Raw genomic sequence first — 22,605 nt, forward strand, 5'->3', positions numbered from 1 at the left:
GGAGCCACACCCGTGAGCAGCAGTTTCGATCGCGCAGGGCTTGCCCTGATGTTCAGCACCATCCTGGTCTGGGCCGGTAGCTGGATCGCGATGAAGCTGATCGTCCCCTACATCGGCCCCTTCGACTTCGTGGCGCTGCGCTACGTGGTGGGCAGCCTGGTGCTCTTCGCGCTGGCGATTGCAACGCGCCGGCCGCTGTCGATGCCGCCCTGGAAACTGACGCTCTTGATCGGCCTGACGCAGACTGCGGGATTCCAGGGCTTCGTGCAGACCGCGCTGGTGGACGGCGGGGTGGGCAAGGTGTCGCTCATGGCGTACACCATGCCGTTCTGGGTCGTGCTGTTTGCCTGGTGGCTGCTGGGCGAGCGGCCCACCGCCCGCCACGCGGCCGGCATCGCGCTGGCTGCTGTCGGGCTGGTCTGTTTCGTCGAGCCCTGGAACGGCCTGGGCGACATCCGCCCCGTGCTGCTGGGCCTGGGCAGCGGCCTGTGCTGGGGCGTGGGCACGGTGTTGTCCAAGCGCATGTTCGATCGCCACGCGCCGGATGTGATGACGTTTACCGCCTGGCAGATGCTGTTCGGCGGCCTGGTCATGACGCCCGTGGCCTGGCTGGTGCCGCAGATGCCCGCCCAATGGGGTTGGCAGCTCTGGGCCGGCATGACATACATTGTGCTGATCGCCACCGCGGCGGGCTGGCTGCTGTGGCTGCAGGTCGTGCGCCGCGTGCCCGCGTCGATCGCCGGCCTGTCCAGCCTCGGTGTGCCGGTCGTGGCCATGTTGCTGGCCTGGGCGTTCCTGTCCGAGCGGCCCACGCCGGTCGAGTTGGGCGGCATGGTGCTGATCCTGGCGGGCATTTTTGTCGTCAGCCGCGCGGCGCCGGCAGCAAAATCCGATTGACCCTTCCGACTTCCCGTTTCCCCGTTTTCCTGGAACCTTCATGATTGATCTGCGTAGCGATACCGTCACCCGGCCCGGCGCCGCCATGTTGCAGGCAATGGCCACTGCCCCCGTGGGCGACGACGTGATGGGCGACGATCCCACCGTGATCCGCCTGCAAAAAACCCTGGCCGAGCGCACCGGCAAGGCTGCCGGCCTGTTCTTTCCGTCGGGCACGCAAAGCAACCTGGCCGCGCTCATGGCGCATTGCGACCGCGGCGACGAATACCTGGTCGGCCAGCTTGCCCATACCTACAAGTACGAAGGCGGCGGCGCGGCGGTGCTGGGCAGCATCCAGCCGCAACCCATCGAGCAGGCGCCCGACGGAACCCTGCCGCTGGAAAAACTGGCCGCGGCCGTCAAGCCCAAAGGCGATCCGCACTTTGCGCGCACGCGTTTGCTGGCGCTGGAGAACACCTTTCACGGCAAGCTGATCCCGGCCGCCTACATCCAGGCCGCCACGTCGTGGGCGCGCGAGCAAGGGCTTTCCACGCACCTGGACGGCGCGCGCGTGTTCAATGCGGCGGTCGCAAGCGGCAAGCCCGTGGCCGAGCTTTGCGCGCCCTTCGATACGGTGTCCATCTGCTTTTCCAAGGGATTGGGCGCGCCGGTCGGGTCGGTGCTGGTCGGCAGCAAGGAACTGATCGAACGCGCGCATCGCTGGCGCAAGATGCTGGGCGGCGGGCTGCGCCAGGCGGGCGTGCTGGCGGCCGCGTGCCTGTACGCGCTGGAGCACAACGTCGAACGGCTGGCCCAGGATCACGACAATGCGTGCCTGTTGGCCGAAGGCCTGCGCGCCATCCCCGGCGTGGACGTGCTGAGCCAGGACACCAACATGGTGTTCGCGCGGTTCGAGCCGTCGCGCTGCGACGCGCTGACCGAAGCGCTGGGTAAGGAAGGCATCCTGATGCGCGCCGTCTACGGTGGTCCGACCCGCCTGGTGACGCACCTGGACGTGTCGGCCGAGGACGTGCGGCGCGTGGTCGAAACGGTGGGCCGTCTTCTGCGGTAGGCGGTCCGGGGGCAAAGGGATGGCGTCCCGGACGAGCGCGTCCCGGACGATCGCGTCCCGGACGATCGCGTCCCTGCAGTTTCACCCGTGGCGCTGGCGGCTGTCGGCGGGCGCCTCGTCCCGCTCCTGCATGCCGTAGTCGCGCAGCACCTGCGCAACGCGCAGGCGGTAGTTCTGAAACACCCCGCCGCGCCCGGCCTGCTGGGCGCGGCGGTGCGATTCCAGCGAGCGCCAGCGCTTGACTGCCGCTTCGTCGCGCCAGAATGACAGCGACAGCAGCTTGCCTGGCGTGGACAGGCTTTGAAAGCGTTCGACGGAAATGAAACCGTCCACGGTGCGCAGTTCATCGATCAGGCCGGCGGCGATGTCCAGGTATGGGGCTGGGTCGCCATGGGCGGGCTCGACTTCGAATATCACGGCAATCATCGGTTGTGGTCCTCGGGAAAATCAAACTGGGGCACGCGGGCGTTGGGCAGCGGACGATAGCGAAAGCGCGCCGCCAGCGGGGCAGGGTCCATGCCCTGCCGCAACACGTGCAGCAGCGCATCGGCTGAATGGCTTCGCGCCAGCGGCGCGCCGGGGCAGGCATGGCGGTGCGCGCCAAAGATCCATCCCGCCTCGGGTTCGATCATGGCGGCGGCGGCGAGCACCAGCAGGACGGTCTGGCCGGCTTCGATGCGCTGTCCGCCGGCATCGAGCGGCGTAGCCATGAACCGCCGCGTGTTGTGCAACGGCGGATCGTGGCGCACGGTGTCGTCGATCAGGCGCAGGGCGTCCTCGCGCGTCTGCACGCACGCCGCGCCGCGCCGGCCGGCCATGATGAGCGCATTGCCCAGCAGTCCCGCGCCCGCTTCGCAAGATTGGAACAGCAGGCCCGCCAGGTTGGCGGCCAGCTGTTCAGGCGTAATGCCCGCTTGCAGCGCGTCTGCATGCAATGCGCGCAGTGCCGGGGTGGCCTCGGGCCCCGCCAGATGCGCCTGCATGCGTGTTTGCAGGCGCGCGGCGGCGGCGTGGCCCGCCGAGGTCCGGTCTGCGCCCGCATCGGCGGGCAGGGCGCAAAGGAAAGCGGCGATATCAGCCGCGCAATCCGCATGAACGGCTTTGGATAGTCCCAGGAATGCCGCCTGCGCGCGCACGGGCGCCGTGTACAGATAGCGGTCGACGGCTGCGGGGTCGTGCGGCGCGCCGGCAAGCCAATCCTGCGATGCCGGGATCGCTGGTTGTTGCGGCAGCCGCGGCAATGGGCCTTCGTGATGCGCTTGCAACGGTTCCGACGCCCGGTGCGCGATGAACGCCTTCAGCAACGGCTTCAAGCGCGCATGCGCCGCGCCGTCGTTCATGCGCACGAACCGGCCGAACAGGTCCCCCGCAGGGCCGGGGCACAAGCCGCGCGGCACGGGCTCATCCGTGGGACGCACCTGAGCGCCGGGATGCCGCATGATGGCCGCGATGGTGTCGGGATGCGAGGCGATCCACATGCCCAGTGCCGTATCCCGGTACAGCGGACGCTCGCGCGCCAGGTCGGCATAGTAGGGATACGGATCGGGGTGTGTGACGGCGGCCAGGGGATGGGCGGGCGGCATGGTGACGGCGGGCAATGGAGACGGCCACCAGTATCCGCCCGCGCCGGCGGCAACGATTCGGCGAGGGCCGAACTATGCCTGCGACGCGTTGTCCTCAGCCAGCAGGGCGGCGTAGCCTTGGCGCGAGTCCGGCCATTGCAGCGACAGGCCGCTGGCGCGCAACCGGGCATTGCTGAGTTTCTTGCTGCCCACGTTGGCCGGCGCGGGCGCCTCGCGCGGCGCGGGGGCGCCGATCAGCGCGGCCAGTTCGGCATACAGCGTGTGCAACGGCAGGGGCGTGTCGTCGCAGCCCACATACACCGGCGCAACCTGCGGCAGCAGCGCCAGATGCGCCACCGCGGCAGCCGCGTCGTCGATGTGGATGCGATTGGCCCAGTGTTCGGGCTGCAGCGGCGCGCCAGCCGCGCCACTGCGCAACCGCTCGATGAGCTGCATGCGGCCGGGCCCATACAGGCCCGCCAGCCGCAATGCCGTCGACGAGACCGGCTGCGCCGCCAGCGCAGCTTCGGCTTCGAGCAGCACGCGGCCATTGAAGCCTTGCGGAGCGGGCGGCGTGTCCTCGTCCACCCAGGCGCCATGATGCTCGCCATACACCGCGCTGGACGAGACGAACACGATGCGCTTGAGCTGCGATCGATCCAGCGCGTTCAGCACGTTTGCCAGCCCCTCCACGAACACGCCGCGGTAGGCCTGCGGATCGCGCGCGCCGGGCGAGGGCAGGTGGATGAGCCGGGTCACGCCTTGCGGCAGCGCGTTCAGCGTGTCGGGGCGGGTGATGTCGCCCTGCAGCCACTGGATGCCGCTCGTGTCGCCGGCGGGGGGATGGCGCCGCAGGGCATGGACCTCGTCGCCGCCCGCCAGAAAGCGTTGCGCCGCGCGCTGGCCCAGGTCGCCGCAGCCGATGAGAAGTACGCGTTCGCGCATGGTGTCGCTCCAGGCAGTCGGAAAAAAGGCGCCCCGCGGGGCGCCTCTCGGGCGGGCGCAATGCGCCCGGGGTATCACATGCCGCTGTAGACCGGCCCTTCGCCGCCTTGCGGCGCCACCCAGACGATGTTCTGCGTAGGGTCCTTGATGTCGCAGGTCTTGCAATGCACACAGTTCTGCGCGTTGATCTGCAGACGGTCGTCGCCGTGGTCGTCCTTGACGAACTCGTACACGCCGGCCGGGCAATAGCGCGACTCGGGGCCGCCGTACTTGGCCAGGTTCACCTTGACCGGCACGGACGGATCCTTGAGGGTCAGGTGGACGGGTTCGTTCTCGTCGTGGTTGGTGTTGGAGATGAACACCGAACTCAGCTTGTCGAACGTGAGCTTGCCGTCGGGCTTGGGATAGTCGATGCGCGCGCATTGCGACGCGGGCTGCAGACAGGCGTGGTCGGGCTTGTTGTGGCGCAGCGTCCAGGGCATCTTGCCCTTGAGCAGCAGTTGCTCGATGCCGGTCATCAGCGTGGCGACCGTGCGGCCCTTCTTGAACCACTGCTTGAAATTGCGGGCCTTGTTCAGCTCCGCGTGCAGCCACGAGGCCTCGAAAGCCTTGGGGTACGCGGTCAGTTCGTCCTGGCGGCGGTCCGCAACCAGGGCGTCGAACGCGGCCTCGGCGGCCAGCTTGCCCGACTTGATGGCGGCGTGGCTGCCCTTGATGCGCGAGGCGTTCAGGAAACCGGCTTCGCAGCCGACCAGCACGCCGCCCGGGAACGTGAGCTTGGGCAGCGCCAGCAGGCCGCCCGCCGTGATGGCGCGGGCGCCGTAGGCGATGCGCTTGCCGCCTTCGAACGTGCCGCGGATGGCGGGGTGCGTCTTGTAGCGCTGGAACTCATCGAAGGGCGACAGCCACGGATTGGCGTAATCCAGGCCGACGATCATGCCCACGGCGACGAGGTTGTTGTCCAGGTGATAAAGGAACGAGCCGCCGTACGTGTCCGAATCCAGCGGCCAGCCGGCGGTGTGGATCACCAGGCCGGGCTTGGACTGGGCCGGATCGACTTCCCACATTTCCTTGATGCCGATGCCGTACGACTGCGGATTGCGGCCGTCGTCCAGCTTGAAGCGCTCGATGAGCTGGCGGCCGAGCTGGCCGCGCGAGCCTTCGCTGAACACGGTGTAGCGGGCGTGCAATTCCATGCCCGGCTGATAGTGGTCGGTGTGGCTGCCGTCGCGGGCCACGCCCATGTCGCCCGTGGCCACGCCGCGGACGGCGCCGTTCTCGTCGTACAGCACTTCGACGGCCGCAAAGCCGGGGAAGATGTCCACGCCCAGCGCTTCGGCCTGCTCGCCCATCCACTTGACGACGTCGCCCAGACGGACGATGTAGTTGCCTTCGTTGTGAAAGCAGGGGGGCAGCAGCCAGTTGGGCGTGGCGCGCGCGCCGGTCTCGGACAGGAACAGGAACTTGTCCTGCGTGACGGCTACGTTCAGCGGCGCGCCCTTTTCCTTCCAGTCGGGGATGAGCTCGGTCAGCGCCAGCGGGTCCATCACGGCGCCGGACAGGATGTGCGCGCCCAGTTCCGCACCCTTCTCAAGTACGCAGACGCCAATCTCCTGATTCTTCTCAGCGGCCAGCTGCTTCAGACGGATTGCTGTGGCCAGGCCGGCGGGACCACCGCCAACCACGACCACGTCATATTCCATCGACTCGCGTTCAGACATTTGCAAAGCTCCCCGTATGTATTCCATATATGGCTGGAAGTATTATCGGCGATTGTATTGCAGGCGAGGGTCCTGTATGCCTTCGCATTTCTTTTAGCCTTCAGGAGTTATTGGTGAACCCGGACAATCTGTCTGCGCGGCTGCTATCGGTGGGCGACACCCATCAGCTCGAATTGCCTTTGCGCTGGGGCGATTCAGACGCCTTGAACCATCTGAACAACACGCTGTATTTCCGCCTCATGGAAGAGGCCCGCATGCAGATTCTGTATAACGCGGGCTTCAAGCTGCCGGCCGACGATGGCGCGATCCTGGCGCATGCGTCTTGCGATTTCCTGCGTCCGCTGACCTATCCTGCCACCGTGCGCGTGACGCACAAGGTCACGCGCATCGGCCGCTCCAGCGCCGAATTCGAGCTGCTGCTCGAGAAGGTCGGCGACGACGCAGGCCCCTATGCGCGCGGCCGCAATGTGCTGGTCTGGATGGATTACGTGGCCAATACGTCCGCACCGTGGCCGCCCGAAGTCCTGGCGCAGATGGCCACGCAGTTCACGCCGGCTCAGTAAGCGTGCGCGGCCGCGGGCCGCACACCGGCCAAAATAGCGCGTGCTTTGGCCGGTCATGCCGGTAAAATCTAGCGCAAAATCAGAAAAGCAATGAGGGCGCGCCACCCTCGGCGCCGCCGCTTCACGGAAATCGGGCTTTGCCGCGATGCCCGGGTAGCGGGCGCCAACAGCCGCGCCCCAAGGAACGACTGGGCTTGTCCCGATTCCCCGATTTTTCCGGGACCCGTGCGCGGGTAGCGGCGGGGCGGGCTCACTTTGGTTAGACCTTAACTAGGAGTTGGAGCGATGGACAAGGTTTATGCAAGCGCCCAGGAGGCGCTGGCAGGCATCGTCAAGGACGGTCAGATGATCGCCGTGGGCGGTTTCGGCCTGTGCGGTATCCCCGAGGCGCTGATCGCCGCGCTGCGCGATTCGGGCGTCAAGGATCTCACCTGCATCAGCAACAACGCGGGCGTCGATGGGTTTGGCCTGGGCCAGCTGCTCAACACGCGCCAGGTGCGCAAGATGATCGCGTCCTACGTGGGCGAGAACAAGGAATTCGAACGCCAATACCTGTCGGGCGAACTCGAGCTTGAATTCACGCCGCAGGGCACGCTGGCTGAAAAGCTGCGTGCCGGCGGCGCCGGCATTCCGGCGTTCTTCACCCGGACCGGCGTGGGCACCATCGTGGCCGAGGGCAAGGAAATCCGTGAGTTCGACGGCCAGCAGTACGTGATGGAACGCTCGCTGGTGCCGGACGTGTCGCTGGTCAAGGCGCACATCGCCGACCGCAGCGGCAACCTGGTGTTTCGCAAGACGGCCCGCAACTTCAATCCGAACGTCGCCATGGCCGGCAAGTTCACGGTGGTCGAAGTCGAGGAAATCGTCGACACCGGCAGCCTGGACCCGGATCAGATCCACCTGCCCGGCATCTATGTGCAACGGATCGTGCTGAACGCCACGCCCGAAAAGCGCATCGAACAACGCACCACTCGCCCGGCCTAAGGAGAAGACGACATGGCATGGTCCCGCGATGAAATGGCGGCGCGCGCCGCGCGCGAGCTGCAAGACGGCTTTTATGTGAACCTGGGCATCGGCCTGCCCACGCTGGTTGCCAACCACGTCCCCGCGGGCGTGGAAGTGTGGCTCCAATCCGAAAACGGCCTGCTGGGCATCGGCCCGTTCCCCACCGACGATCAGGTCGACGCCGACCTCATCAACGCCGGCAAGCAGACCGTCACGACGCTGCCCGGCTCCTCGATCTTCTCGTCGGCCGACTCGTTCGCGATGATCCGCGGCGGCAAGATCAACCTGGCGATCCTGGGCGCGATGCAGGTCTCCGAGAAGGGCGATCTGGCCAACTGGATGATCCCGGGCAAGATGGTCAAGGGCATGGGCGGCGCGATGGACCTGGTGGCCGGCGTCGGCCGCGTGGTCGTGCTGATGGAACACGTCGCCAAGAAAAAGGACGGCACCGAGGACATCAAGCTGCTGCCCGAGTGCAACCTGCCGCTGACTGGCGTGGGTGTGGTCGATCTCATCATCACCGACCTGGGCGTGATGGAAGTCACCGAAAACGGCCTGAAGCTGCTGGAAACGGCGCCCGGCGTGACGGTGGACGAGATCAAGTCCAAGACGGCGGCGAAACTGGACGTGTCTGCGGTGCAGTAGGCCGCTACCGGCCTTACCCCGGCTGAACTGACCCCCGAAGGTTGGACGAGATCCACCCTTCGGGGGTTTTTACGTGTAGAAGCACCTTTCAGCCAACTTCCGTGCGCCGTCAAAAGCTGGCCGATTCCCGAATGCGGTTTCCGACTTTTCTTATTGAGTGACGGTCTGCGATACGTAGACTCAAGCCCAACGGTAATTGTCAGGAGCCGCCACATGGCAGGTCGCCCCGGATACGTCGGTATTGCACTTGGGTTCACTGCTGCCGAGCTGATCAATGGGGCAGGTTTGGCACAGGCGGCGCTTGACCTCTGGAAGCGGAACCCGCAACAGAATCACCCGCGGAACGGCCCATGGCCTGCGAGCGCGGACGACGTGACGGATCACATTTCCATCAAGCTGGGAATCGATCTATATGCGGCAATCAAGCCTCATGAACTGACTGCCGAGATCCTTCTCCAACATGTCAGCGCCGTGCCAATTCCCTGGGGCCACGGAAAGGACGTCGCGAAAGAACCGCACACATGCCGACGAGAACCACGAAAGTGACAACGCGCCGTGCCCTCCGATGTGCGGGAATCGTGCTGTGCGCTGCGCCGTTGCTCTGGATGCTGTTCATGTACTTCTGCAGGCCAGTTGTCGCGTTGCACTACTCGCAAGATGCAAGCGCCGAACTCCTTGTTTTCTTCAATGACAATCACGATACGACCCGGTTTCTTTTGACTCCTGGGCAGTCCGTCTCGTCACCTACAGCGATGTTCCCGGCGTCGGATATGTGGTTGATGATCTCATTCCCGCGCGAAGAAGGCGACCGCATGGAGATCACTCAGCCGTTTAGCCGTATCGACGTGTACATCGCGGAGGGCGGAAAAATTGAGCGTGCAGAGATTAGCCAGGGCTTCTTTGCACGCTTTTCCCCCGCCGGCCGCTAGTGCGGCGCCCGCTGAACGTTTCAGGGGCTCAGGCCGATTCACTCAACAGCATCCCCACATGCGGGATGCCGTCTTCCATGTATTCCTCGGTGACCGGCACGAAGCCGTGGCCGCCGTAATAACCCTTCAATCGTGCCTGCGCGCCCAGGTATACGGGCTGATCCGGCCACAGACGCTGTACCTCTTCCTTGGCGCGGCGCATGAGTTCGTGGCCCAGGCCCGTGCCGCGGGCGGCGGGGACGGTGATCACGCGGCCGATGACGGCGCGGCCGTCGTTCAGGGCCGGCTCCAGCAGGCGGCAATAGGCCACCAGTTCGCCGTCGTGCCAGGCCATCAGGTGCTCGGTCTGCCCTTGCAGGTCCTTGCCGTCCATGTCGAGAAACACGCAGTTCTGTTCCGCCACGAACACCTCCGAGCGCAGCCTCAGGATGGCGTAGAGCTCGGCGGGGGTCAGGTCGGCGTGGGGCTTGCAGATCCAGGCGGGTGTCATGCGGGTCATTCCAGATAGCGGGACAAAAAACAGGGCAACTAGCGTAACGCAAACCGGCCCCGATTTTTCAGGCCCGATTGTTACATCTATTCACGGGTATACCCTTAGTATGAAAATCTATTTTCTTAACTAAAATTTGTGTGTAAACAGATTTACATAAACCCGCCGCCTGATTTCCACCTCGCTGTTCGATGACCAAGTCCGCCATTACGATCGCTGATCGGATCGCCCGGGCCCAGCCCGCGCTGAGCCGGACCCAGCACAAGATGGCCGAGTACGTGCTGGCGCACCAGTTCCGCGTCGCCACCATGACCATCGATGAGTTCGCGGCGGCAGTGGGCGTGTCGGTCGCCACGGCCAACCGGTTTGCGCGCGCCCTGGACCTGCCGGGCTATCCGCAGTTCCGCGCCGAACTGGCCCGCGGCTTCGAAGCCGCGCTGGAACCGGTCGAGAAGCTGCGCACCGAGCTGGCCCACTCGGCCAGCGCCGTCCAGATCTTTGCCGCGACGCTCGAAGAAGACATCCGCAACGCGCAGCGCAACCTGCAGGCGTTGGATTCCGCGGCCTGTGAACAGGCGGTCGACGCCATCCTGGCCGCCGAGCGCGTCTTCATCATCGGTTTCGGCGCCAGCGGGTTTCTCGCAGGCCTCTTGCAGCGCGGCCTGTGCATGCACCTGCATTCGGTGGAATCGCTGGCTGGTCCCGGCGGCGTGTCGCACGCGGCGCGTCAGATGTCGCGCATGACCAGCAACGACCTGGTGATCGCCATCGGTTTTCCGCGTTACCTGGCCGACACCGTGACGCTGGCCGGCGCGGCCAAGCAGGCCGGGGTGCCGGTGCTGGTGCTGACGGACAAGCCCACCTCGCCGCTGGCGCCCACGGCGTCCGTCGTGCTGTACGCCTTCTCGGCGCGCCAGCTCATTCCCAATTCCGAAACCGCCGCGTTGGGGCTCATCGAAGCCCTGTCCGCGGCGGTGGCCTATCGGGCCAAGAATTCCGTTGCGGCCGCCGCTGGGGTGACCCAGTCCGTGATGCCGTGGCTCATCCATGGAGTAGGTAAACGATGATTCAACCCGTGATTGCCATTCACGGTGGCGCCGGCGCGATGTCCCGCGCGGCCATGTCTGCCGAGAAAGAACAGGAATACCTCGCGGCGCTGGAGTCGATCCTGACCGCCGGCCAGGCCGTGCTGGCCAAGGGCGGCAGCGCCCTGGACGCCGTCACCGAGGCCGTGCGCCTGCTCGAAGACTGCCCCTTGTTCAACGCCGGCCACGGCGCCGTGTTCACCAGTGCCGGTACCCATGAACTGGACGCCGCCATCATGGACGGCGCCACGCTGCGTTCCGGCGCCATCGCCAATGTGAACCGCGTGCGCAATCCGATCTTTGCCGCGCGCAAGGTCATGGAAAACAGCAAGCACGTGTTCTTCGTGGGCGAGGGCGCTGAAGCGTTCGCCGCCCAGGAAGGCGTGGAACTCGTCGACCCGTCGTACTTCTCGACCGAAGCCCGCCGCGAGCAGCTGCTGCGCGTGCAGCGCGAAACGCCGGACGCCGCCGTGCTGGACCACGACGGCCAGGCCATGGTCGCGCGCGGCCAGCCCGCGCCCGCCGATCCGCTGGACGCCGACAAGAAGTTCGGCACCGTGGGTGCCGTGGCTGTCGATGCCCAGGGCAACCTGGCCGCCGCCACCTCCACCGGCGGCATCACCAACAAGCAGGTCGGCCGCGTGGGCGATGCGCCCCTGATCGGCGCCGGCACGTATGCCAGCAACAAGACCTGCGCCGTGTCCACCACGGGCACGGGCGAAATGTTCATCCGCATGGTTGCCGCGTACGACGTGGCCGCCCAGATGGAATACTGCGGCGCCTCGCTGGAAGCGGCGGCGGACCGCGTCGTAATGGAAAAACTGCCCACCATCGGCGGCAAGGGCGGCCTGGTGGCCGTCGACGCCCAGGGCAATGTGGCCTTGCCGTTCAACACGGAAGGCATGTACCGGGGTTACGCCCGCGTTGGCGAGAAGCCGGTAACCGCCATCTACCGATGAGCGGCGGCGGTTTGGATCAGTAGGTTTATTTTGGGAATGAGAAGAGATGGTTGATCGCGCAAACAGCCTGGCGCTGCCGGATAACCGCGTGGTCCAGGTCGACGACCTGACGGTGCGCTTCGTGGGTTCCGAGCGCACGGTCGAAGCCGTGCGCAATCTGTCGTTTCATGTGGACCGGGGCGAGACCCTGGCCATCGTGGGCGAATCGGGTTCGGGCAAGTCGGTGACGTCGCTGGCGCTGATGCGTCTGGTGGAACATGGCGGTGGCCGCATCGCCCAGGGCCGCATGGCCTTGCGCCGGCGCAACGGCTCCGTGATCGACCTGGCCAATGCCAGCCAGCGCGTGATGCGCGATGTGCGCGGCGCCGACATGGCGATGATTTTCCAGGAGCCGATGACCTCCTTGAATCCGGTGTTCACGGCCGGCGACCAGATCGCCGAATCGATCCGCGAGCACCAGGGCATGGATGGCGCCTCGGCGCGCGCCGAAGCGCTGCGCATGCTGGAACAGGTCCGCATTCCCGAAGCCAAGTCGGTGCTGGACCGCTACCCCCATCAACTGTCGGGCGGCATGCGCCAGCGCGTCATGATCGCCATGGCGCTGGCTTGCAAGCCGGCGCTGCTGATCGCCGACGAACCGACCACCGCGCTGGACGTGACGATCCAGGCCCAGATCCTGCAGCTCATCCGCCAGCTTCAAGATGAAATGCACATGGGCGTGGTGTTCATCACCCACGACATGGGCGTGGTGGCCGAAGTGGCCGACCGCGTGCTGGTCATGTTCCGCGGCGACAAGGTCGAGGAAGGCCCGTCGGACCGCGTATTTGCAGCGCCTCAGCACAGCTACACCAAGGCGCTGCTGTCGGCGGTGCCCAAGCTGGGCGCCATGCAGGGCACGGACCTGCCCGCGCGCTTCCCGCTGCTGCAGGTCGATGGCAAGGCCCAGCCCGTGGCCGAGGCCGCCGCCGTCAGCACGCAGGAAGTGCCCGCCGGCAAGCGCGAGCCCATCCTGAGCGTGCGCAACCTGGTGACGCGCTTTGACTTGCGCGGCGGCATCATGAGCCGCGTCCAGCGCCGCGTGCACGCCGTGGAAAAGGTCAGCTTCGATCTGTACCCCGGCGAGACCCTGTCGCTGGTCGGCGAGTCCGGCTGCGGCAAGTCCACGACCGGCCGCTCGCTGCTGCGCCTGGTGGAAAGCCAGGGCGGCGAGATCCGCTTCGGCGGCCGCGACATCGTGCGCCTGAAGAACAGCGAACTGCAGTCCCTGCGCCGCGACATCCAGTTCGTGTTCCAGGACCCGTTCGCGTCGCTGGATCCGCGCGTGACCGTGGGCTTCTCGATCATGGAGCCGCTGCTGGTGCACGGCGTGGCCAAGGGCAAGGATGCCGAGCGCCGCGTCGCCGAACTGCTCGAGCGCGTGGGCATGCCGCCGGAAATGGCGCAGCGCTATCCGCACGAGTTCTCGGGCGGCCAGCGCCAGCGCATCTGCATTGCGCGCGCCCTGGCCCTGAATCCGAAGGTCGTGATCGCGGACGAATCCGTGTCGGCGCTGGACGTGTCGATCCAGGCGCAGATCGTGAACCTGCTGATCGACCTGCAGCGCGACATGGGCATCTCGTTCCTGTTCATCTCGCATGACATGGCCGTGGTCGAACGCGTCAGCCACCGCGTGGCGGTGATGTACCTGGGCCAGATCGTCGAGATCGGTCCGCGCCGCGCGATCTTCGAGAATCCCCAGCATCCCTACACCAAGAAGCTGATGTCGGCCGTGCCGATCGCCGATCCGGCGCGCCGCCACATGAAGCGCACCTTGCTGTCCGATGAAATCCCCAGCCCGATCCGCAAACTGAACGACGAACCGGTGGTGCAGCCGCTGGTGCAGGTCGGTCCGGATCATTTTGTAGCCCGCCATCCCGTCGGCGGCGCGTATTGACTCAGTAGTTGACCTTTTTTTGGAACCAGGAGTTGCAATGATGAAAGTTCTGCGCCCCACCAAGCTGATGGCCGCTGCCGCGCTGGCCTTCGGCGTGCTCGCCGCGCCGATGGCCCATGCCGCCAAGGACGTGACGTTCGCCGTTTCCATCGCGCTGGAAACGCTTGATCCCTACAACACGAACAGCACGCTGAACCAGGCTGCTGGCAAGGCCTACTACGAAGGCCTGTTCGAGTTCGACAAGGACCTGAAGGTGCAGAAGGTCCTGGCGACCGACTACACGGTCAGCGAAGACGGCCTGGTCTACACGTTCAAGCTGCGTCCCGGCGTGAAGTTCCACGACGGCACCGACTTCAACGCCGAAGCGGTCAAGATCAACTTCGATCGTCCGGCCAACCCGGACAACCGCCTGTCGCGCTACATCCAGTTCAGCGTCATCGAGAAGACCGAAGTGGTCGATCCGATGACCGTCAAGATCACGCTGAAGAAGCCGTTCTCGGCCTTCATCAACGCGCTGGCCCACCCGGCCGCCATGATGATCTCGCCCGCTGCCCTGGCCAAGTACGGCAAGGAAATCGGCTTTCACCCGGTCGGCACGGGCCCGTTCGAATTCGTCGAATGGAAGCCGGCTGAATACCTGAAGGTCAAGAAGTTCGACGGTTACTGGAAGAAGGGCTACCCGAAGGTCGACACGCTGACCTTCCGCACCGTGACCGACAACAACACCCGCGCCGCCGTGGTGCAGACGGGTGAAGCGCACTTCGCCTTCCCGGTGCCGTTCGAGCAGGCCGCCGTGCTGAAGAAGAACGAAAAGCTGGACGTGGTCGATCACAAGAACTCGATCATGGCCCGCTACCTGTCGATGAACACGCAGCAAAAGCCGTTCGACAACGTCAAGGTGCGTGAAGCCATCAACTACGCCATCAACAAGGACGCCCTGGCCAAGGTCGCGTTCTCGGGCTACGCCACCGTCATCGACGGCGTCGTGCCGCAAGGCGTGGACTACGCGCACAAGATCGGCGCATGGCCCTACGACATCAAGAAGGCCAAGGCCCTGCTGGCCGAAGCCGGCTACCCCAACGGCTTCGAAAGCACGCTGTGGTCCGCCTATAACGACGGCACCTCGGTGAAGGTCGTTCAGTTCCTGCAGCAGCAGCTCGCCCAGGTCGGCATCAAGGTTTCCGTGGAAGTCCTGGAATCCGGCCAGCGCGTGCAACGCGTCCAACAGGTGCAAAAGCCTGAAGACGCCAAGGTCCGCATGTACTACGCCGGCTGGTCGTCCTCGACCGGTGAAGCCGACTGGGGCCTGCGTCCGCTCCTGACCACCGCCGCGTTCCCGCCGGTGCTGAACAACGTGTCGTACTACTCGAACAAGTCGGTTGACGACGGCGTCCAGCAAGCGCTGGCCACGACCGATCGCGCCAAGAAGACCGAGATCTACAAGAACGTTCAGGAAACCATCTGGAAGGACGCCCCGTGGGCCTTCCTGGTGACCCAGAACAACCTGTACGTCAAGTCGAAGAACCTGTCGGGCGTGTACGTGGAACCGGACACCTCGTTCTGGTTCGGCGACATCGACCTGAAGCAGTAAACCAAGCAGTAACTCTCGGGGCCTTCGGGCCCTTGTAAGGCCACATACGGCGGGGACGCGGTGTCCCCGCCGATGTTGCAGGAATTTCAATGCTGACCTACATCGTCAAACGTCTTTTGGGCATGATCCCCACGCTGCTGCTGGTAGCGGTGGTCGTGTTCCTGTTTGTGCACATGCTTCCGGGCGACCCGGCGCGACTGGCCGCCGGGCCTGAAGCCGACCAGCAGACCGTCGAGCTCGTGCGCAAGGAACTTGGGCTGGATCTGCCCCTGCCGCAGCAGTTCGTGCGCTACTTCAGCCACATGCTGCAGGGCGACCTCGGGACCTCGCTGCGCACCAAGCGCCCCGTCTCGACCGAAATCGCCGACCGTTTCATGCCCACCTTGTGGCTCACCCTTGCGAGCATGGTGTGGTCCGTTGGCTTTGGCATGATCATCGGCATCGTGTCGGCGGTATGGCGCAATCGCTGGCCCGACCGTCTTGGCATGACGCTGGCGGTGTCCGGCATCTCGTTCCCCGCGTTCGCGCTGGGCATGATGCTGATGCAGATTTTCTCGGTGAACCTCGGCTGGCTCCCCACGGTGGGCGCCTCGACCTGGCAACACTACATTCTTCCTTCCATCACGCTGGGCGCCGCCGTGGCCGCCGTGATGGCGCGCTTCACGCGGGCGTCGTTCGTGGAAGTCGTGCAGGAAGACTTCGTGCGCACGGCCCGCGCCAAGGGCCTGTCCGAGCGCCGCGTCATCATCAAGCACGCGCTGCGCAACGCGCTGATTCCCGTCGTCACCATGATGGGCCTGCAGTTCGGCTTCCTCCTGGGCGGCTCGATCGTGGTCGAGACCGTGTTCAACTGGCCCGGCCTTGGCCGCCTGCTGGTGGACGCCGTGACCCAGCGCGACTATCCGGTGATCCAGGGCCTCGTGCTGCTGTTCTCGCTGGAATTCATCCTGATCAACCTGATTGTCGACGTGCTGTATGGCGTCATCAATCCCAGCATCCGTTACAAGTGAGGCGGCCATGAGCAATACGACACCCGCCGCAACCATCGCCGCCGTTCCCAAAAACGACGTGCGCACGCCCGCCACCGAGTTCTGGCGCAAATTCAAGAAGCAGAAGCTTGCCGTCGGCGCGGGCCTCTTCGTCCTGCTGCTGGTCATCGTCGCGGTCTTCGCGCCGTGGATCGTGCCGTACGACCCGGAGAACTTCTTCGACTACGACGCGCTGAACGCCGGTCCGTCCCTCGCGCACTGGCTGGGCGTGGATTCGCTGGGCCGCGACATCTTCAGCCGCATCATCATGGGCGCACGCATCTCGCTGGCCGCCGGCTTCCTGTCGGTCGCCATGGGCGCCATCGTCGGCACGTTCATGGGCCTGATGGCCGGCTACTACGAAGGCTGGTGGGAACGCATCACGATGCGTATCTCCGACGTGCTGCTGGCATTTCCCGGCATGCTGCTGGCCATTGGCGTGGTTGCCATCCTGGGTTCCAGCATGGTCAACGTGATCGTGGCCGTGGCCGTGTTCAGCGTGCCCGCGTTTGCCCGCCTGGTGCGCGGCAACACGCTGTCGATCAAGCAGATGACGTACGTCGAAGCCGTCAAGAGCGTGGGCGCGTCCGACTGGACGATCATCATGCGCCACATCCTGCCCGGCACGATCTCGCCGATCGTGGTGTACGGCACGATGCGGATCGGCACCTCGATCATCACCGCGGCCAGCCTGTCGTTCCTGGGCATGGGCGCTTCGCCTCCCACGCCGGAGTGGGGCGCGATGCTGAACGAAGCGCGCGCCGACATGGTCATCGCACCGCACGTCGCCATCTTCCCGGCGCTTGCCATCTTCCTGACGGTGCTGGCGTTCAACCTGCTGGGCGACGGCCTGCGCGACGCGCTCGATCCCAAGATCGACCGCAAGTAAACCTGCCGCTGGCCTGTTTACCCAGGCCGGCGTGGAGGGCGATTCTTCCGCCGCCGCCTCCGTCCGCCACGCGCTGCCCCGCGCGTGCCCCGGACCCGGGGTGGCGGCGTTTTGCATTCTGGAGCGTGGCGACACGTAGACAAACATGGACAAACAAGCGCAGGACATGCCGCGTATCGGCGTATTGCCTTCAGGCACGCTGGACTCGATCTGCGACGTGGGCGAGATCACCGTCGGCCACTGCACGCTGGCCGATGGCCCGCTGCAGACGGGCGTGACCGTCGTGCGCCCGCATGGCGGCGATCCCTTCCTGGACAAGACGCCGGCCGCGGCCACCGTGCTGAACGGCTTCGGCAAGAGCACGGGTCTGGTTCAGGTGCAGGAACTGGGCGTGCTGGAAACGCCGATCGCGCTGACCAATACGTTCGGCGTGGGCACGGTGGCCAATGCGCAGATCCGCGCGGCGGTCGCGGCCAACCCCGGCATTGGCCGTGGCATGGCGACCGTGAATCCGCTGGTCTTCGAGTGCAACGACGGCTTTCTGAACGACATCCAGGCGATGGCGGTCCAGGAATCGCATTACGCCGACGCCCTGGCCGCCGCCGGCAAGCGATTCGCGCAGGGCGCCGTCGGCGCCGGCCGGGGCATGTCCAGCTTTTCGTTCAAGGGCGGCATCGGCTCGGCTTCGCGCGTTGCGCGGATCAAGGACGGACCGCAGTACACCGTCGGCGCGCTGGTGCTTTCCAACTTCGGCCGGTTGCCCAACCTGACGGTGGCGGGCAGGCCGTTTGGCCGCCGGCTGGCGGACCAGCTTGACGGCAAGCTGGCGCAGCAAGGCGAAAACGCGGTGATCGCGCCCGAGAAGGGATCGATCATCCTGCTGGTGGCCACCGACGCGCCGCTCGATGCTCGGCAGTTGCGCCGGCTGTCGCTGCGCGCGGGCGCGGGGCTGGCTCGCACCGGCTCGGTGTTCGGCCACGGCAGCGGCGACATTGCGCTGGCGTTTTCGACGGCATACACGATTCCGCAACTGGCCGAGTCGCCCATGCCCGCGATCGCCATGTTGCACGAGGCCCGCATCGATCCGCTTTTCGAGGCCGCCGCCGAAGCCTGCGAACAGGCCATCATTGCCGCGCTGTGGCACGCCGAAAGCGTGACCGGGCGCGACGGGAACCACCGCGATTGCATCCGCCACGCCGCGCCCGATTGGCGCCAGTGGCTGTCCGACACCGAACTCTGAACATTTTCAAGGCCCCTTTCATGAAGATCCTTATTTCCACCGATATCGAAGGCGTCGCCGGCGTGTTCCATGCCGAGCAGGTCCGTGCCGGCAACGGCGAGTACGAGCGGGCCCGCGCCTGGATGACCGCCGAGGCCAACGCGGCCGTGCAAGGCGCCATCGCGGGCGGCGCCGAAGAGATCCTGGTCAACGACTCGCACGGGGGCTTTCGCAATCTGCTGCCCGATGGCCTGGACGAGCGCGCCCGCCTGGTGCTGGGCAAGCCGCGCTACCTGGGCATGATGGGCGGGCTGGAAGAGGCGTGCGACGCCGTCTTCATGATCGGCTACCACTCGCGCTCGCAAGGCCGCGGCATCCTGGCCCACACCATCAACAGCTTCGCGTTCGCGCGCGTCGTCATCAACGGCATGGAACTGGGCGAAGCGGGCCTGTACGGCGCGCTGGCCGGCGAGTTGGGCGTGCCCGTCATCCTGGGCACGGGCGACGACGTGTTCATCGAGGAAACCCGCGACACCTTTCCCGGCGCCGAATGGGTGCAGACCAAGGTTGCGCACGGGCAGGGCAGCGGCATCACGTTGTCGCCCGCCGCCTCCCGCCGCGCGATTGCCGCGGCCGCCGAAACCGCGGTGCGCAATTTCATGCGCGGCGGCGACAAGAAAGCCGTTCCTTTCCGCATTCCCGCGCCTATAGAATGCCGGTTGCAGACGCAGAGCTCGGCGCTCGCCGATCTGTTCTGCATGTGGCCCACGCTCGAACGCGTGGACGGCGTCACCTTGCGATTCACCACGGATAGCATGCAGTCCGCCATCCGCACGCTGAACAGCCTGGCCGCCATGTCTTTCATGTTGCGCTAAGGATCCCATCTTCCATGTCTAGCACCGACGCCCGTATTGCCCAATTGCGGCAGGCCATGACCCGCCGCGGTCTGACTGCCTACGTCGTTCCTTCCTCGGACCCGCACCTGTCCGAATACCTGCCGGCCCGCTGGCAGGGGCGGCGCTGGCTGTCGGGCTTCACGGGGTCGGTGGGCACGCTGGTGGTCACGCCAAGCTTTGCCGGCCTGTGGGTGGACAGCCGCTACTGGGTGCAGGCCGAAGCCCAGCTTGCGGGCACGGGAGTGCAACTGATGAAGATTGCGCTGGCCACGACGCCGGGCCATGTCGATTGGCTGGCTGCCAACACCGGCGCGGGCGACGTCATCGGGGTGGACGGCCAGGTGCTGGGACTGGGCGCTTTCCGCGCCTTGTCCGCTGCCGCGGCCGCCTCTGGCGCCGTGCTGGAGATCCGCGAAGACCTGCTGGACGAGGTCTGGGCCGATCGCGCCGGGCTGCCGGACGCCAAGATCTACGAACACGTCGCGCCCGACGCCTGCGTGACCCGCGCCGACAAGCTGGCTCAGGTTCGCGACGCCATGCGCAAGCATGGCGCCGACGTGCATTTCATCTCCACGCTCGACGACATCGCCTGGCTGTTCAACCTGCGCGGCGCCGACGTGGACTACAACCCGGTCTTTGTCGGCCACGCGCTGGTCGGCCTGGACCACGCCACGCTCTTTGTGGCAGACGGCAAGATCGACGACAGCCTGCGCGCCATCCTGGCCGCCGATGGCGTCGAGGTCGCGGACTACGCCCAGGCCGCGGATGCGCTGGCCTCCTTGGAAGTAGATCAGAAGCTGCTGATCGATCCGGCCCGCGTCACCTGCGGCGTTTTCCATGCCATGGACCCTGCCGTGCCGCGCGTGGAAGCCGTCAATCCGTCCACGCTGCTCAAGTCGCGCAAGACCGACGCCGAACTGGCGAACGTGCGTCAGGCGATGGCGCAGGACGGCGCCGCGCTGTGCGAATTCTTCGCCTGGTTCGAAGGCGCGCTGGGCAAGCAAACCATCACCGAACTGACCATCGACGAGCAGATCACGGCCGCCCGCGCGCGCCGTCCTGCGTACGTCTGCCCCAGCTTTGCCACCATCGCGGGCTTCAACGCCAACGGCGCCATGCCGCATTACCGGGCCACCCCGGAATCGCACGCCACGATCGAAGGCGGCGGCCTGCTGCTCATCGACTCGGGCGGCCAGTACCTGGGCGGCACGACGGACATCACGCGCGTGGTCGCGGTGGGCACGCCCAGCGCGGACCAGAAGGTCGATTTCACGCTGGTCCTCAAGGGCATGATCGCGCTGTCGCGCGCGTCGTTCCCGCGCGGCACGCCTTCGCCCATGCTCGATGCCATCGCGCGCGCGCCCATCTGGGAAGGCGGCGCGGAATACGGCCATGGCACGGGCCACGGCGTGGGCTATTTCCTGAACGTGCACGAAGGCCCGCAGGTCATTTCGTACCGCGCGATGCCGGGTCCCCACACGGCCATGGAGCCGGGCATGATCACCTCGAACGAACCGGGCATCTACCGCCCGGGCCGCTGGGGCGTGCGCATCGAGAACCTGGTCGCCAACCGCAGCTGGCTGACCTCGGATCTGGGTGAATTCCTGTGCTTCGAGACGCTGACGATGTGCCCCATCGACACCCGCTGCATCGAGCCCTCGCTGATGCGCGAGGACGAGATCGACTGGCTGAACGACTATCACAAGACGGTGTTCGAGCGCCTGTCGCCGCTGGTCGAGGGCGAGGCGCTGGCGTGGCTGACGCTGCGCTGCGCGGCGATCTGACCTGACGGTGTCGCCGGCAGGGCCGGCTGACCCGTCCTGCCATAGGTTGACACCTACGGCACGGTATCCGTAGCAGGCTACGGACTGAACACCCGGTGAACTTCATCGGGTGTTTTGCATTGTAGGGACAGGTGCGGACGCTCGGTGTTGTAGATTTCGACGGACTGCTTGACCATGAGCCGGGCTTGGGCCAGATCGGCGGGCTTGTGGAGCAATAGCTCTCCCTTCAGGATGCCGTTGACCCGCTCAGCCAAGGCATTCTGGTAGCAGTCGTAGCCGTCAGTCATCGAGCAACGGATGCCGTGCCGCGCGTGCAGGCGCTGGTAGTACGTTGAGCAATACTGGATGCCTCGATCCGAGTGATGCACCAGCGGTTGGCTCGAGCGCCGCGAGCGCAACGCCATCTCCAGTGCGCGGCGCACCCCTTCGGTCTGCAGATTCTCTGCCACGTGGTAGCCCACGATCTTGCGCGAGTAGGCGTCGGTCACCAGGCTCAAGTAGGTGCACCGCTGGGCGGTCGGCAGGTAGGTGATGTCGGCTACCCAGACCTGCTCCGGGCCCGTCGGCACCACTTGGCCTTCGCCTGCCTTGAGCAGGTTCGGGTGGCGTCGGAAGCGGTGATGGCTATCTGTGGTCTTGTGATACGCCCGGCGCGGCCGCACCAGCATCCGGGCGCTGCGCAGAATGTCGAACAGCGCATCGCGCCCGGCCTTGATCCCCGCCTCGCGCAGCGGCTGGCCCAGCACGTGATGCAGCTTGCGCGTACCCAACTTCGGTTGGCGTACCCGCAGCGCGGTGACCATGGATACCACTTGGTATGCCTGCTGCTGGCGCTCGTTCTCTTTATGCCTGCTCTTGTAATACGCCTGGCGGCTATGGCCCATGTAACGGCAAGCCCTTGCCACGCTCAACCCTTGGACGAGCTTTTGCGTGAGGACTTGCCCAAAGGCTTTTTTACGACACGCACCCCGTAATCCTTCTCCAACACGTTGACCACCGCCTCGAACAACTGCGCCTTCTCGCGGGCCTCCTTGAGCTGCACCTCCAGCTCCTTGATCCGCTGCTCGGGTGTGACCTCCTTGCCCTGACGATCCATATCCACTCCTCTGACCGTCGGCAGGCTCCAGCCGCTCCAGCCCGGGCGGCCATGTTTGCGCAGCCACACCAGCACTGTCGACCGGCCTTGGATTCCATAGCGGCGCTGAGCCTCTTTGTACGTCAGCTCGCCTTTTTCCACCTGCTCGACCACCGACAGTTTAAAAGCCAGACTGTAGTCCCGCTGGGTTCGCTTGATCCTTGATTCCAATTGACTCTCCTTTTTTCTCTCAAAAAGGTGTCAACCAATTCCAGGACGGGTCAGGCGCAAAAAAAAGGCCGCGGCGCATGACGCCACGGCCTTTTTTCATGGCGCGG

The 22,605-nt window shown here is 65.7% G+C and carries 22 protein-coding genes; 16 read left to right on the forward strand and 6 right to left on the reverse strand.

From position 1 onward, the window contains the following. The first annotated feature begins 48 nt into the window (after window positions 1-48). The gene (locus V6V88_RS06475; protein ID WP_062840604.1) at window positions 49-897 is read left to right on the forward strand and encodes a DMT family transporter; all 849 of its coding nucleotides are present in this window, start codon (window positions 49-51) and stop codon (window positions 895-897) included. A 40-nt stretch (window positions 898-937) separates the two neighbouring features. Beyond that, window positions 938-1,948 carry a low-specificity L-threonine aldolase gene (gene ltaE, locus V6V88_RS06480; RefSeq protein WP_062840572.1) on the forward strand — a complete coding sequence of 337 codons (1,011 nt, stop codon included), beginning with the start codon at window positions 938-940 and terminating at the stop codon, window positions 1,946-1,948. 81 nt (window positions 1,949-2,029) lie between these two features. Here the strand turns inward: ltaE and V6V88_RS06485 are convergent, their stop codons facing one another. From V6V88_RS06485 to V6V88_RS06500, 4 genes are all read right to left on the reverse strand, one after another. Beyond that, on the reverse strand, window positions 2,030-2,374 hold the full coding sequence (locus tag V6V88_RS06485; RefSeq protein WP_056322000.1) for an antibiotic biosynthesis monooxygenase: 345 nt from the start codon (window positions 2,372-2,374) through the stop codon (window positions 2,030-2,032). Continuing rightward, on the reverse strand, window positions 2,371-3,531 hold the full coding sequence (locus V6V88_RS06490; RefSeq protein WP_338618495.1) for a cytochrome: 1,161 nt from the start codon (window positions 3,529-3,531) through the stop codon (window positions 2,371-2,373). Before V6V88_RS06490 ends, V6V88_RS06485 begins: the two co-directional genes overlap by 4 nt. Before the next feature lie 72 nt (window positions 3,532-3,603). Then, on the reverse strand, window positions 3,604-4,455 hold the full coding sequence (locus tag V6V88_RS06495) for an NAD-dependent epimerase/dehydratase family protein (protein ID WP_223574614.1): 852 nt from the start codon (window positions 4,453-4,455) through the stop codon (window positions 3,604-3,606). 74 nt (window positions 4,456-4,529) lie between these two features. Next, window positions 4,530-6,176 carry an electron transfer flavoprotein-ubiquinone oxidoreductase gene (locus V6V88_RS06500; RefSeq protein ID WP_056322006.1) on the reverse strand — a complete coding sequence of 549 codons (1,647 nt, stop codon included), beginning with the start codon at window positions 6,174-6,176 and terminating at the stop codon, window positions 4,530-4,532. 113 nt (window positions 6,177-6,289) lie between these two features. On the opposite strand from V6V88_RS06500, the gene V6V88_RS06505 reads away from it, so the two are divergent. From V6V88_RS06505 to V6V88_RS06525, 5 genes are all read left to right on the forward strand, one after another. Further along, complete coding sequence (locus V6V88_RS06505; RefSeq protein ID WP_175122923.1) at window positions 6,290-6,739, forward strand: acyl-CoA thioesterase; 450 nt, start codon at window positions 6,290-6,292, stop codon at window positions 6,737-6,739. Window positions 6,740-7,024: 285 nt separating this feature from the next. After that, the gene (locus V6V88_RS06510) at window positions 7,025-7,723 is read left to right on the forward strand and encodes a CoA transferase subunit A (protein WP_056322011.1); all 699 of its coding nucleotides are present in this window, start codon (window positions 7,025-7,027) and stop codon (window positions 7,721-7,723) included. Window positions 7,724-7,735: 12 nt separating this feature from the next. Continuing rightward, window positions 7,736-8,389 (forward strand): CoA transferase subunit B, encoded by a 654-nt coding sequence (locus tag V6V88_RS06515; RefSeq protein ID WP_056322014.1) that lies wholly within the window; start codon window positions 7,736-7,738, stop codon window positions 8,387-8,389. Window positions 8,390-8,602: 213 nt separating this feature from the next. Beyond that, window positions 8,603-8,935 carry a polymorphic toxin type 44 domain-containing protein gene (locus V6V88_RS06520; protein WP_155721873.1) on the forward strand — a complete coding sequence of 111 codons (333 nt, stop codon included), beginning with the start codon at window positions 8,603-8,605 and terminating at the stop codon, window positions 8,933-8,935. Then, window positions 8,911-9,318 (forward strand): hypothetical protein, encoded by a 408-nt coding sequence (locus V6V88_RS06525; RefSeq protein WP_223574616.1) that lies wholly within the window; start codon window positions 8,911-8,913, stop codon window positions 9,316-9,318. Before V6V88_RS06520 ends, V6V88_RS06525 begins: the two co-directional genes overlap by 25 nt. 28 nt (window positions 9,319-9,346) lie before the next feature. Here the strand turns inward: V6V88_RS06525 and V6V88_RS06530 are convergent, their stop codons facing one another. Then, window positions 9,347-9,808, reverse strand: coding sequence for a GNAT family N-acetyltransferase (locus V6V88_RS06530; protein ID WP_338618502.1), 462 nt, complete (start codon window positions 9,806-9,808; stop codon window positions 9,347-9,349). A 191-nt stretch (window positions 9,809-9,999) separates the two neighbouring features. Between V6V88_RS06530 and V6V88_RS06535 the strand changes: the two genes are divergently transcribed. The 9 genes from V6V88_RS06535 to V6V88_RS06575 all read left to right on the forward strand — a co-directional run bounded on the left by V6V88_RS06535 (window position 10,000) and on the right by V6V88_RS06575 (window position 21,192). Next, window positions 10,000-10,875 (forward strand): MurR/RpiR family transcriptional regulator, encoded by an 876-nt coding sequence (locus V6V88_RS06535; protein WP_062840578.1) that lies wholly within the window; start codon window positions 10,000-10,002, stop codon window positions 10,873-10,875. Then, the gene (locus tag V6V88_RS06540) at window positions 10,872-11,852 is read left to right on the forward strand and encodes an isoaspartyl peptidase/L-asparaginase (protein ID WP_056322021.1); all 981 of its coding nucleotides are present in this window, start codon (window positions 10,872-10,874) and stop codon (window positions 11,850-11,852) included. The genes V6V88_RS06535 and V6V88_RS06540 overlap by 4 nt, the downstream gene beginning before the upstream one ends. A 46-nt stretch (window positions 11,853-11,898) precedes the next feature. Further along, window positions 11,899-13,785, forward strand: a complete 1,887-nt coding sequence (locus V6V88_RS06545; RefSeq protein ID WP_223574620.1) for a dipeptide ABC transporter ATP-binding protein — start codon at window positions 11,899-11,901, stop codon at window positions 13,783-13,785. Between the two features lie 37 nt (window positions 13,786-13,822). Further along, a complete protein-coding gene (gene gsiB / locus V6V88_RS06550; RefSeq protein ID WP_062840581.1) occupies window positions 13,823-15,376 on the forward strand; it encodes a glutathione ABC transporter substrate-binding protein GsiB in 1,554 nt (517 codons plus the stop codon). A gap of 89 nt (window positions 15,377-15,465) precedes the next feature. Next, on the forward strand, window positions 15,466-16,386 hold the full coding sequence (gsiC, locus tag V6V88_RS06555) for a glutathione ABC transporter permease GsiC (protein ID WP_056322028.1): 921 nt from the start codon (window positions 15,466-15,468) through the stop codon (window positions 16,384-16,386). A gap of 7 nt (window positions 16,387-16,393) precedes the next feature. Next, window positions 16,394-17,293, forward strand: a complete 900-nt coding sequence (gene gsiD, locus V6V88_RS06560; protein WP_056322031.1) for a glutathione ABC transporter permease GsiD — start codon at window positions 16,394-16,396, stop codon at window positions 17,291-17,293. A 145-nt stretch (window positions 17,294-17,438) separates the two neighbouring features. Then, entirely contained in the window at window positions 17,439-18,533 is a 1,095-nt protein-coding gene (locus V6V88_RS06565) for a P1 family peptidase (RefSeq protein ID WP_223574622.1), read from the forward strand. A gap of 20 nt (window positions 18,534-18,553) precedes the next feature. Next, window positions 18,554-19,387 (forward strand): M55 family metallopeptidase, encoded by an 834-nt coding sequence (locus V6V88_RS06570; RefSeq protein ID WP_179691170.1) that lies wholly within the window; start codon window positions 18,554-18,556, stop codon window positions 19,385-19,387. Window positions 19,388-19,401: 14 nt separating this feature from the next. Next, the gene (locus tag V6V88_RS06575) at window positions 19,402-21,192 is read left to right on the forward strand and encodes an aminopeptidase P family protein (RefSeq protein WP_223574624.1); all 1,791 of its coding nucleotides are present in this window, start codon (window positions 19,402-19,404) and stop codon (window positions 21,190-21,192) included. 77 nt (window positions 21,193-21,269) lie between these two features. On the opposite strand, the gene V6V88_RS06580 is transcribed toward V6V88_RS06575, so the two are convergent. After that, a protein-coding gene (locus V6V88_RS06580; RefSeq protein ID WP_338618505.1) for an IS3 family transposase occupies window positions 21,270-22,498 on the reverse strand; the annotation gives its coding sequence in 2 pieces (ribosomal slippage) (window positions 21,270-22,148 and window positions 22,151-22,498; 1,227 coding nt in all). Window positions 22,499-22,605 lie beyond the last annotated feature (107 nt).

The organism is Achromobacter sp. E1 (assembly GCF_037039475.1).
GTDB lineage: Bacteria > Pseudomonadota > Gammaproteobacteria > Burkholderiales > Burkholderiaceae_B > Achromobacter > Achromobacter mucicolens.